The organism is Staphylococcus ureilyticus (assembly GCF_025558845.1).
GTDB classification, from domain to species: Bacteria; Bacillota; Bacilli; order Staphylococcales; family Staphylococcaceae; genus Staphylococcus; species Staphylococcus ureilyticus.
The window spans coordinates 1,217,149-1,229,822 of sequence record NZ_CP094825.1 but is presented as its reverse complement, the minus strand read 5'-3'; the positions used below and the strand labels follow the sequence as shown (position 1 = coordinate 1,229,822).

The window sequence follows — 12,674 nt, the reverse complement described above, 5'->3', positions numbered from 1 at the left end:
ATTATGCATTTGTAGTATTGTAAAATTAGATAAAAAGTGAACCAATCGAAAATTTATTATATACACTATTATTTTTAATCATATATTTTAATGGAGTGATTATATGACGAGAGTATTAATATTAGGGGCAAATGGAGCTATTTCTAAAGCAGCTATTAATTCTTTTTTAGAAAACACCTCATATACGCTGAGATTATTTTTAAGAGACGCGAACAGATTACCTGATTATGCATCAGATCGCATCCGTGTTCGTGAAGGAGATGCTACAAACTTCGAAGATGTTAACAGTGCAATGGAAGATGTAGATATTGTATTTGCTAGCCTTTCTGGTGAATTAGATAAAGAAGCAAGTACTATTGTTAAAGCTATGGAACAAAATCGTGTTGATCGTTTAATATTTGTAGCGGCTCTTGGCATTTACAATGAAGTACCAGGTGAATTTGGTGAATGGGTAAATGAACAAATCCATAATCACTTACCTATTTATAAACAAGCAGCTGATATCATTGAAAGTTCAAACCTCGATTATACTATTTTAAGACCTGCATGGTTATCAGATATTAACGAAATTGATTATGAGATTACTCATAAAAATGAATTATTTAAGGGAACAGAAGTTTCCAGAAAAAGTGTTGCTGCTGTTGCAGTCCAAATTGCAAAAAACCCTGAGCTGTATTTAAAAGAGAACATTGGTATTAACAAACCTAATACTGATTTTAATAAGCCAAGATGGAAATAAAAATAAAATTAAAAAATCGACTAATTTATTAATGATTGCGAATACCACCAGTTAAGGTGGTATTTTTAATTTTAAATTAAGTCACATTCAATAAGTGGAAAATACTTTTTACATTTCTACTTATAAAACATTGCTAAATACAATTTAATTTTGCTAACTTACTTTAGACCCACATTAATTTGTTATACAATAGAAATTAATTACATATAAGTAATAAAGGGGATACATAACATGTCTAAAACGAAGCAACTCGATATACTATATAAATTAAAAAAAGAGGTTGAAAAATCAAACAATCATAGATTGATTCATATTATAAATCAAGTCATTAAAAAAATATTTTTAGAACAGTATACTGCTACTTTTGTCGGCCATTTTTCAGCAGGCAAATCCACACTTATCAATATGCTACTAGAAGAAAGCATACTACCAAGTTCACCAGTGCCCACAACCAGTAACACAGCAATTGTCTCTGTATCAGATGAACCAGGTATTATAGCTAATTTGAACAACCAAAAATATACTTTATTAACAAACTACGATGAAGTTAAACAAATGAATCGTGAAAATATTGACGTTGAATCTGTAGAAATTAAATTTCCTTCTGAAAAATTTAATAAAGGGTTCACACTTCAAGATACACCAGGTGTTGATTCAAATGTATCAACACACCAATCTAGCACTGAAGAATTTATGTATACAAGTAATGTTTTATTTTACACAGTAGACTATAACCATGTTCAATCTGCAATGAATTTTCAATTTATGAAACAGCTGAACTATGCTGGTGTTCCAGTCGTTTTTGTTATCAACCAAATAGATAAACATCATGAATCAGAAATTCCATTCGACACATTTAAACAACGCGTTGAAAAATCGATTGCTGAATGGGAAATCAAATTAGATCAAATATTTTATGTTTCTAAATTTGAACATGAACACAACCAAATTCAAGCACTTTCAGATTATCTCATCGATAAAGATCAACATAGAGAATCAATGGCGGATTATGTGGAACGTACTGTGAATTTTATTACAGACGAACAACTATCTTTTATACAACATGAAATTCAAACGATTCTAAATGAGCTAGATATATTTGAAGAAGACTTTGACCAAGCATATTTAAACTTTCAACAACATCAACAAGTAAGTGAAGAAGCGAAATTACTTAATAACCCTGATCAATTGTATGATTTCTTAAAACAAAAGCGTAAAGCGATTCTCGACAATGCATATGTTATGACGCACGATACTAGAGAAAAAATAAGAACTTATTTAGAGAGCAAAACTAAAGACTTTAAAGTAGGCGGCATATTCAATAAAAAGAAAAAAACATTAGAAACGCAACAAATTAGACTTCAAGAATTACTTGAGCAATTACAAGAAAAAATAAATCAAGAAATACGCCAACCTTTGAGAGAAGATATGTCATTTTTAACTCGATTTATTAACTCATCCGAAGTAAATGATGCGATTTTAAACCAACACTATCAAATGCCTCCAAATCTCATAGATGATTTGTATCAAATGCAAATATCTATTAGTAATCAATATGTTTTAACATTTTCAGATGACTTAATGAAATCTATTAAACAATTTATTATTAAAGAAACTGAACCATTATTTGAGAAAGCAATCAGCCATTCTCAAGCAAACGACATTGGCACAGAAGAAGTAGAAGATTACAATGATTATGTTAAATTTATGGAGTTGCGTAATCTAAGAGAATCACTTGAAACACAAAATTATAGACACTACTACATTCATATTGATGATTCACTAGATAAATTAATAGATAGAGAAGAAATCACATATCAAGCTAAACCAGAGCATTCAAAAGTTCAAAAACAGAATCGTTCTAATACCACTAAAACAAAAACAACGGATACTTCAATTCAAGATATAAAAAATTCATTAAACTTGATAAAAGATATTCCATTATTCGAACAAACAAAACAAGATATCAACGATACACTGAAACGCCTAGATCATAAAATCATTAAAATAGGTGTTTTCGGGACGTTCAGTGCTGGAAAAAGTAGTTTAATCAACGCACTACTAGGCGATGCATATCTTGTTAGTTCACCAAATCCTACAACAGCAGCAATGACAGAACTGACATACGGTGAAGAAAGTCAAATTACACTTAAATCACCTGAGCAAATCTTAGAAGAGTTAAACCAATTATTTGAATTGGAAAATAAAACTTTTGATTCAATAGAGGCATTTTTAAATCAAAACACAGAAAAACTAACAGCATCTTTAGAAAAAAACAAATTAGCATTTATCAATGCGATTGAGAAACATTATGCGATGTATCAAGAAATGCTAGAACAAGGTTTAACACATACCATTGCACGGGATGAAATAAAAAAATGGAGTGCAGAAGACGAATATGCAACCTTTGTAAATACAGTTCATTTGAAATTACCTATCGATTGGTTGAAAGATAAAGTTATCGTAGATTCACTTGGGTTACATTCCAATAATCAACGTCATACAAATGAAACAGAAAAGATTTTAACTTCTTCAGATTTAATACTTTATGTAAGTTATTTTAATCATTCATTCACAGATAATGACAAACGCTTTATAGAACATATGAAAGAAATGAACCAATTAAGTGAAAATCAAGCATTTAAAATGGTCATAAATGCTACTGATTTAGCTGAAACTGAAGAAGACTTAAATGCAGTCATAAACTATGTAAGTGATGCACTTAACCAAGTAAATATGAATTCGGACATTTTTGCAGTTTCGAGTCGAGAAGCTTTAAAAACAGGAGACTTAGGAATTGATAAACTAAAAAATAGTATAAACTATTTTACTCAAGTTGAGTCTAAAGATATATTGCAACAACAAATGACGAAACAATTAACAAATATTTCAGAAGCATTTGACCAAATGATAGAAGACGCACAGCATAATCAATCTAAAATTGAGCAACGTAAAAACAAACTCGAGCAATATCATAATCAAATATTACTGAATAATAATATATTACAAATTGCCGTGCAGCGTGCTTCAAATGAAGTTGAAGATCAAATTTATCACCTCAATGAACGTTTGAAAATTCAGTTGTTAGATGAAGTTAAATCAATTTATAATGGGCAAATGACACAGAGCAACAACTTTAACGAAGCAAAACGCCATTCTACAAAGCAATACTTAGATCAAATTCATCAAAGATTGTATTTAGAACAATCCTTACTAGTGGAACGTGTTAAAAAGTATTTCATTCAACAAATACATGAAGAAATTGCACCTTTAAAACAAAAATTAGAGCAATTACACATTTTCATTGAACCTGAATTTAATAAGAGTAATATAGAACTAGACGATCCTTATTTAAAAATTGATTTAAGTCAAATGCTTTCCGCTTTGCCTAAATCATTAACGAAAAAAAACATCTTGCAGCCAAAAATGCAAAATGAAGTTCAAACCACAATAACTCAAAACACGCTCGTACAACTTAAACCTTGTATAGCTGAATTAAGAAAAGCATTAATTGAAATTGTGAATAATTTGAATAATGATGCAGAAATAAAATTCAATCAGTATGAAAAAGATATACACACACAAATTAAACAACTCTTAGCATTTGAAATGGATCATTCTTTAATAAAACAACTCCAAGAAACAAATAGCGAATTAAAAGCTCAGTTGTTAATTTAGAAAGAGGTACTTACGATGTCCAAAAAGATATTATTAATAGACGGTATGGCTCTGCTGTTTCGTCATTTTTACGCAACTAGCCTACACAAACAATTCATGAAAAATTCATCAGGTATTCCTACAAACGGTGTTCAAGGGTTTGTTCGTCATGTATTTACTGCGATAAACGAAATACAACCTTCACATGTGGCTGTGTGTTGGGATATGGGTAAATCTACATTTCGAAATGAAATGTTTGACGGATATAAACAAAATCGACCCGCACCACCAGAAGAATTGATACCACAATTTGATTATGTTAAAGAAATATCAAACCAATTTGGATTTGTAAATATTGGTGTCCAAAATTATGAAGCAGATGATGTAATAGGCACTTTGGCACATCAATATTCACAACAAAATCAAATTTTTGTAATCACTGGCGACAAAGATATTCTACAATGTATTAATCCTAATGTTGAAATTTGGTTAACTAAAAAAGGATTTAACTTATACAACCGCTATACATTAGACAGATTTCAAAATGAATATGGATTAAATCCGCTACAATTAATAGATGTTAAAGCATTTATGGGAGATAGCGCTGATGGTTATCCTGGTGTTAAAGGGATTGGTGAAAAAACTGCTATAAAACTTATTCAAAATCATGGTTCTGTTGAAGCAGTGATTGACGCTTTAAACGAATTGACACCTGGTCAAAGACATAAAATAGAAGATAATTTATACAATTTGAAACTTTCTAAATCACTAGCTAAAATTCATACAGAAGTACCTATTAATACTTCTGATTTATTAAACGACATGAAGTTTGGAACAGATTTAGCTGAAATACTAAATATTTGTAAAGAACATGAACTCTATGTATCAGGAAAATACTTAGCTACACATTTTAGTTAAATAAAAAATAAAGGGCTCATACGTATTCAAATAAATACGTACGAGTCCTTTATAATTATTGTCTAATGCTTTTCATCGTACATGTTTAACGAGATAAAAATGATATCCTTCTATCCTGTAGTCACACTCATATATTTTAAAATAAAGGTTTAAATTCAAAAAATGTGTTTAGAATCATCTATTAAAAGTTTCTCACTATAGAAAGGGATTATTTCTGATTTTCGTCATAATAAGTTTTCAAATATCCTACTGACTTTGAATTGTTAAGATACTGTTTTGATTAGACTGTATTGTTTTAACGCTTTTTTTCACTTGTTTTAGTAATTTTATATAAGGCATTTTTGGCATGATGATTTGCTTCTTTATTTTGATTCCTTGGAACCCATTTAACAAACAATAAATCAAAATATGACTCTAATGATTTTATTTTGAGCAAGTAATTTATAAACTGCTTATTTTTTACTTGTCCTTTGTTCATACTATCTTCTATTAATTTCGAATCAGTGTATACGAGTGCTGTAGTAATCCCGTGGTGCTTTGCACATTCCAATGCAAATACGAAAGCTGCCCATTCTGCACTATGATTGTCTAAGATTCCTAAATCACAGTCATAATGCAATCGTTCTTGCTCAGTAATGATAACGATAGAACATGCGCTTTGACCAGGATTGCCTGCTGTAGCAGCATCAAAATATATTTTCGCCATAAATTCACCTTCAAATTTAATAAGTTAATTTTATATTATCAAAAGAACATAAATAAGTATAATCATGTAGATGCATTTTTCTTGGAAAAATACATCAATGTAACGTAAGCTATTACCGTCAACAAAAAAGCACAACATTAATTTAATAAAGGATGATCTAATTGAAAAATATGTTTATTATACATGGCTATCAAGCTAGTACAAAAAGCCATTGGTTTCAATGGTTAGCCTCACAAATAGAGGCATATGGTTATAATGTTGAAATTATACACTTACCAAATTCTGATCATCCTGAACTTGATTCATGGTGTCAAGCAATAGATGATATTATTCAAAGTAAATTGAATTCAGAAACTATTATCGTTGCACATAGTTTGGGAGTCATATCAATATTACATTATTTAACTTCTGTTAAGCCTCATTCAAAAATAAAAGGCCTTTTTCTAGTTTCAGGTTTTAACGAAAAGTTATCGAACATACCCGAATTAAATCAATATATAGATAACACACGTATAAAACTCGATAAATTATGCGCGCAACACATTATTACAATTGGTGCTTTAAATGATCCAGTAGTGAATATAGACGCGACGGATAGATTATCAAAACAATTAAATGTCAAAACACATTATATAAATCACAACGGCCACTTTTTAGAAACTGAAGGGTATCACACATTCAATTTCTTAAAAGAAAAGATAATTGAAATATTATAATTATATTAAATCACTAGAAATAAATAAGCCCGTAAATGAACTTATCTGTTAATCATTTACGGGCTTTTCGTCAGTTATATTAAAACATGTCATTAATAACCTTCATCTAATTTTTGTGTTTTGCCTTTTCGGTACATTGATTTTGCCCAATAACCAAAAGGAACATTAAAGATAGTAGAAACAATTTTTAATAAATACGTTGTAATAAAGATTTCAAATACCGCTTCATTTGGCATTGCACCTAAAAAAACAATGATGACAAATAACGCCGTATCCACGATATTACTTAAAATAGTACTACCATATGCTCTTATAATAAATGTTCTATCTGAACTAAACACTTTTTTGATTAATGAGAAAAGTAAAACATCTAAATGTTGTCCAATAATGTATGCTATAACAGAACCTAAAGCAATCCTTGGAACAATATTAAAAATAGATTCTAATGCTTTTTGTGTATTGTCTACCGGGGAAGGTGTAAAATGAAGTGAAAATTGCATCACGATAATCATCACCAACGTCGAACAAAAACCTAACCAAACTGCACGTTTAGCTATTTTGCGTCCATAAATATCATTTAAAATATCAGTTGCTAAATAAATAGATGCAAACATAACATTTCCCAGGGTTGCTGAAATAGTAAAAATATCGATTGTTTTAATAACTTGGATATTAGCTATAATGGTGCCAATAGCAATCCATGCAATCAAACCATGTTTACCAAACAAACGATACATAGTAACTAATAATATGAATGTTACTAAAAAAGTAATAACGCCAAATATTTCATTAAACAATTTTATTCCTCCTAAATTTTGATAATGCGGGTGTTTAGAAACCGCAAAATAAACAACTACACTATTTTACTAGAAAATATTAAAAAAGCAAGTTCAAATTTCAATTGATTTTTAAATATTTATACTAATGTTATATTTCATATTAATGATTAAACAATCGTTGTCACAAATGATATAATATCAACAAGTCTCAAATCTTATCATAAATTAACTAGTTGGGTACTTATAATTCATTTTTAGAAGTACAGGAGCGTGAAACGTATTCTAACCTATTCTGAAAAAGAGGCAATTGATGCCATAGACCAATTAATGAACACATATTGTAAAGCGTGTTTATTGAAACGTCATATAAAAAAGACAAACGGCAAAACACAAGCACATCATTTTTGTATCAATGAATGTTCTGTCGGAAAACAAATTAAGCAAATTGGCAATGAATTACAATAAAAAGGAGCATACGATTATGGAAATAATAAATATAGCTACGACACCAAATCCAAATACGATGAAAATTGATTTAAACATAGATAGTGGGGATAACAAACCTAACACATATACAAAAGTTAAAGAGGGACAACCTGACTTCATCAATGCAGTACTAGATGTAGAAGGTGTTAAATCTATATTTCAAGCAATGAATTTTATTTCTGTAGATAAAAATTCAGAAGTAGATTGGGATACACTTTTACCAAACATCACAAAAGCTCTAGAAGAAATATAAACATAAGGAGGGTGCCTTAATGGAAATAGTACGTGTTGAACCTACACCAAGTCCAAATACAATGAAAATTGTACTAAGTGAAAAAAGAGAAGATAACCAGTCTAATACTTATTCATCAGTCGCAGAAGGGCAACCTGATTTTATCAATGATGTTTTAGCAATTGATGGTGTTAAATCTATATTTCATGTAATGGATTTTTTGGCTGTAGATAAAAAACCAAAATTTGATTGGGAAGATGTTTTACCAAAAGTAACAGCAACACTCAATGATGAACAAGAAATAACTGCCGAAGCACAACCAGATGAACATTTTGGTGAAGTAAAAGCAGAGGTTTTGACATTCAAAGATATTCCTTATCAAATTAAACTAACGACAAGTTCAGAAGAACAACGTAAACAATTACCTGAAATATATGTTGATAGCATGTTAGCAGCACAGAAAGATGATGATAATGTTGTGTTTCAACGTAACTGGGAAGATTTTGGAATACGCTATGGCGAACTCTCAGAGGTAATGGAAGACGTCGTTGAAGAAATAACGGCAATCTACCCTAAAGATCAATTGCAAAAACGCGTTGAAGAAGCTTTAGCATCCAACGTTACAATTCCTGAAACTAAATACCGACATGTAACATTGGAAGCATATCAAGCAACTGAAAGTTGGAAAGAACGATTAAGAATGCTAAAATCATTCCCAACACCTACAATTGAAGATTTACCGTTGCTCGGTGAGGTCGTGAGTGATGAACAGAAAACACCATTAAGACGTGAAGCAATTATACTCCTTGGAATGATTGAAGATGAAATCGTACTCCCATACCTCTATAAAGGCTTAAACGATAAAAGCCCTGCAGTAAGAAGAACTGCTGGTGATTGTTTAAGCGATTTAGGTTTCAAACAAGCATTACCAGAAATGGAAAAAGCATTAGACGATCCACATAAAATAGTCAGATGGAGAGCAGCAATGTTTATTTTTGATGAAGGTGGGCCAGAGCAGTTAAATTCACTTCGTGAACATGCTGACGATTCAGCCTATGAAGTGAAGCTGCAAATCGAAATGGCTATAACAAGAATTGAAAATGGCGATGAGGCATTAGGTTCCGTTTGGAAGCAAATTGCAAATCGAAATAATAGCTAAAGAAACTATCATTAAATGAAATAGGAGTGTTATAAATGAATGCTTATGAAGCATATATGAATGAACTCGCAACACAAATGCGCAGCGAAATCACAAATCACGACTTTAACAGTTTAGAAACTGCTGTTGATGTTGATAACTTTATGAATAATGTATCTGATGATGAAACAACTTTTGTCGTGATTAATTCAACTTGTGGTTGTGCTGCTGGATTGGCAAGACCTGCTGCAGTTACTGTTGCAGAACAAAATGAAAAAAAACCAACAAATAAAGTGACTGTTTTTGCCGGTCAAGATAAAGAAGCAACCGAAGAAATGCGCGCTTTTATTCAACAAGTACCGTCCAGTCCATCGTATGCATTGTTTAAAGGAAAAGAATTAAAACATTTTATGCCAAGAGAACATATAGAAGGTAGAGATATACAAGATATTTGTATGGATATTAAAGACATATTTGATGATTATTGTGATTAATCAATAAGACCAAGGCTGAGATATAAATAAGTGTCTCAGCCTTAAATTGCTTTAATAACAAGTACAACATCCTTAATACTTATCATGCATTAATTTAATGAGCATATTTTTACTGTTTTTTGAGTAGTTTCTAGGTCATCCTTTTATTGATTATAACTATTTAAAAAGTTTATAATACTTCTAATTATTTATCATAATCATTAGAACAACCAGCCAATATTATTTAGGCATAAACTGAATACATATTTTATTCTCAAATTCCACTCATATTTTCACTTTACTAGTGGTTATTTCTTTAAATTATTGGTATTTTAAAATATGATTAACTATAAATAACTTTACTGTTGAAAGGAGTGTGTTCGTCATGCTAAATACATTTGATCAATCCTATCATGATCTTTGTAACGAAATATTAGAAATAGGAAAGCAAAAAGAAGACCGTACAAATACAGGTACTATTTCAAAATTCGGACATCAATTAAGGTTTGATTTGTCAAAAGGATTTCCATTGCTAACTACCAAAAAAGTATCATTTAAATTGATTGCAACTGAATTACTATGGTTTATCAAAGGCGATACAAATATTAAATATTTACTCCAATATAATAATAATATATGGAATGAATGGGCGTTTGAAAATTATATTAACTCAGTTGATTATAAAGGTCCAGACATGACAAACTTTGGTCATAGAGCCCAAACGGATGAGGCATTTAATAAAAAATATAAAGCGGAAATGCGTAAATTTAAAGAGCTAATTTTAAATGATGCGTCTTTTGCTAAAAAATACGGTGATTTAGGAAATGTTTATGGCAAACAATGGCGTGATTGGGAAGATAAAAATGGCAATCATTTTGATCAGTTAAAAACTGTTATCGAACAAATTAAACATCATCCGAATTCAAGACGCCATATTGTCTCAGCTTGGAATCCAACTGAAATCGATACTATGGCATTACCACCTTGTCACACAATGTTTCAGTTTTATGTCCAAGATGGTAAATTAAGTTGCCAATTATATCAAAGAAGTGCAGATATCTTTTTAGGTGTACCATTTAACATTGCTAGTTACAGCTTGCTGACACATTTAATTGCTAAAGAATGTGGTTTAGAGGTGGGTGAATTTATACACACATTCGGTGATGCTCATATTTATACAAATCATATGGAAGCTATTGAAACACAGTTGTCTCGTACAAGCTATGCGCCACCACAACTTAAAATAAATTCAGATAACTCTATTTTCGACATTAACTATGAAGATTTAGAAATAATAAATTATGAATCACATCCAGCAATTAAAGCGCCAATAGCTGTATAAAATTTTAAAAAACGATTAGTATTAATAATAATTTAATATATTTACTGATAATATTATATTACTATTAGGAGGGAAATTATGACACTTTCTATACTTGTTGCTCACGATCAGCAACGTGTTATTGGGGTAAATAATCAACTACCATGGCATTTACCAAATGATTTAAAGCATGTAAAAAAACTATCCACTGGCAATACACTTGTTATGGGCCGTGCAACATTTGATTCTATAGGAAAGCCGCTTCCTAATAGAAAAAACGTAGTATTAACAAGAAATAAATCATTCGCACATGACGGTGTAGATGTTATCCATTCAATTGACGAAATATATAATTTACCAGGCCATGTGTTCATTTTTGGTGGACAAACATTATTTGAAGAAATGATTGATAAAGTCGATGATATGTATATTACAGTAATTGAAGATAAATATAATGGAGATACATTCTTTCCACCTTATACATTTGAAGAATGGGAAGTAGAATCTTCTATTCCGGGAACATTAGATGAAAAAAATACGATTCCACATACATTTCTACATTTAGTTCGTAAAGATACAACATAGGAGGAAAGAATAATGAAAATGAAAATTGTAACTGATTCAACATCAGATTTATCTCATGCTTATTTAAAAGATAATGATATACATGTCATCCCACTTAATTTAACTATTGATGGTAAGTCGTATGTAGATCAAGTAGACATTTCCTCTGAAGCATATATAAAAAAATTAGAAGAAAATGCTGATGTAAAAACGAGTCAACCAGCTATCGGTAATTTTATTGAGTTATATGATGAATTAGGCAAAGATGGTTCTGAAATCATTAGTATTCACATGACATCAGGACTTAGCGGTACTTATCAAACCGCACTTCAAGCAAGTCAAATGACAGATAGTACGGTAACTGTCATAGATTCAAAATCTATTTCATTTGGATTAGGATATCAAGTCCAACATGTTGTAGATTGGAATAACCAAGGTTTTTCATCAGAAGAAATTGTTTCAAAAATAACTGACTTACAAAGTAATATAAAATTATATGTTGTTATTGGCCAATTAAATCAATTAATCAAAGGCGGTAGAATCAGTAAAACGAAAGGATTAATTGGTAATATGATGAAAATCAAGCCAATTGGTACGCTTGACGATGGTAAAATTGAACTCATTCATAATTCTCGTACTCAAAATGGTAGTATTCAATTTCTAAAAAAAGAAATCAGTACGTTTTTAGACGATAAAAAAATTAAATCTATCGGTATCGCACACGCTAATATTTTAGAATTTGTGGATAAAATTAAAAAGCATTTTACCGAAGAATTTAATATCACTGAATATGATACAAATGTTACAACACCTATAATATCAACACATACTGGAGAAGGCGCAATAGGTCTAGTAGTTTTAAAATCATAAACTAATTTATAATAAATTAAGGTTCGTTTTAATTATTCTTTCATTTGTTAAATTTTCAAAACAATTTAATAGCTT

General features: G+C 30.3%; 13 protein-coding genes. 11 read left to right on the top strand and 2 right to left on the bottom strand.

What is annotated here, in order from left to right:
- Nucleotides 1-103 precede the first annotated feature (103 nt).
- From MUA21_RS06015 to MUA21_RS06005, 3 genes are all read left to right on the top strand, one after another.
- Nucleotides 104-739: an SDR family oxidoreductase gene (locus MUA21_RS06015; protein ID WP_107526187.1), complete on the top strand. Its 636-nt coding sequence runs from the start codon at nt 104-106 to the stop codon at nt 737-739.
- Nucleotides 740-970: 231 nt separating this feature from the next.
- Nucleotides 971-4,417, top strand: coding sequence for a dynamin family protein (locus MUA21_RS06010; protein WP_262562170.1), 3,447 nt, complete (start codon nt 971-973; stop codon nt 4,415-4,417).
- A 15-nt stretch (nt 4,418-4,432) separates the two neighbouring features.
- A complete protein-coding gene (locus MUA21_RS06005) occupies nt 4,433-5,314 on the top strand; it encodes a 5'-3' exonuclease (RefSeq protein WP_107526185.1) in 882 nt (293 codons plus the stop codon).
- A gap of 295 nt (nt 5,315-5,609) precedes the next feature.
- Here MUA21_RS06005 and MUA21_RS06000 read toward each other — a convergent pair whose 3' ends face one another.
- Nucleotides 5,610-6,020: a ribonuclease HI family protein gene (locus MUA21_RS06000; RefSeq protein WP_107526184.1), complete on the bottom strand. Its 411-nt coding sequence runs from the start codon at nt 6,018-6,020 to the stop codon at nt 5,610-5,612.
- Between the two features lie 170 nt (nt 6,021-6,190).
- Between MUA21_RS06000 and MUA21_RS05995 the strand changes: the two genes are divergently transcribed.
- Nucleotides 6,191-6,736, top strand: coding sequence for an RBBP9/YdeN family alpha/beta hydrolase (locus tag MUA21_RS05995; RefSeq protein WP_262562244.1), 546 nt, complete (start codon nt 6,191-6,193; stop codon nt 6,734-6,736).
- A gap of 92 nt (nt 6,737-6,828) precedes the next feature.
- Here the strand turns inward: MUA21_RS05995 and MUA21_RS05990 are convergent, their stop codons facing one another.
- The gene (locus MUA21_RS05990) at nt 6,829-7,533 is read right to left on the bottom strand and encodes a queuosine precursor transporter (protein WP_262562168.1); all 705 of its coding nucleotides are present in this window, start codon (nt 7,531-7,533) and stop codon (nt 6,829-6,831) included.
- 252 nt (nt 7,534-7,785) lie between these two features.
- On the opposite strand from MUA21_RS05990, the gene MUA21_RS05985 reads away from it, so the two are divergent.
- The 7 genes from MUA21_RS05985 (at nt 7,786) to MUA21_RS05955 (ending at nt 12,599) form a co-directional block, all read left to right on the top strand.
- The gene (locus MUA21_RS05985; RefSeq protein ID WP_046208256.1) at nt 7,786-7,980 is read left to right on the top strand and encodes a zinc-finger domain-containing protein; all 195 of its coding nucleotides are present in this window, start codon (nt 7,786-7,788) and stop codon (nt 7,978-7,980) included.
- 16 nt (nt 7,981-7,996) lie between these two features.
- Nucleotides 7,997-8,254, top strand: a complete 258-nt coding sequence (locus MUA21_RS05980) for a NifU N-terminal domain-containing protein (RefSeq protein ID WP_046208257.1) — start codon at nt 7,997-7,999, stop codon at nt 8,252-8,254.
- Nucleotides 8,255-8,273: 19 nt separating this feature from the next.
- Nucleotides 8,274-9,392, top strand: coding sequence for a conserved virulence factor C family protein (locus MUA21_RS05975; RefSeq protein ID WP_107526183.1), 1,119 nt, complete (start codon nt 8,274-8,276; stop codon nt 9,390-9,392).
- A 35-nt stretch (nt 9,393-9,427) separates the two neighbouring features.
- Nucleotides 9,428-9,865 carry a bacilliredoxin BrxA gene (brxA, locus tag MUA21_RS05970; protein WP_262562167.1) on the top strand — a complete coding sequence of 146 codons (438 nt, stop codon included), beginning with the start codon at nt 9,428-9,430 and terminating at the stop codon, nt 9,863-9,865.
- A gap of 364 nt (nt 9,866-10,229) precedes the next feature.
- Nucleotides 10,230-11,186, top strand: a complete 957-nt coding sequence (locus MUA21_RS05965) for a thymidylate synthase (RefSeq protein ID WP_107526181.1) — start codon at nt 10,230-10,232, stop codon at nt 11,184-11,186.
- A gap of 78 nt (nt 11,187-11,264) precedes the next feature.
- Nucleotides 11,265-11,750, top strand: a complete 486-nt coding sequence (locus tag MUA21_RS05960; RefSeq protein WP_046208261.1) for a dihydrofolate reductase — start codon at nt 11,265-11,267, stop codon at nt 11,748-11,750.
- Nucleotides 11,751-11,759: 9 nt separating this feature from the next.
- The gene (locus tag MUA21_RS05955) at nt 11,760-12,599 is read left to right on the top strand and encodes a DegV family protein (protein WP_262562243.1); all 840 of its coding nucleotides are present in this window, start codon (nt 11,760-11,762) and stop codon (nt 12,597-12,599) included.
- Nucleotides 12,600-12,674: the final 75 nt, after the last annotated feature.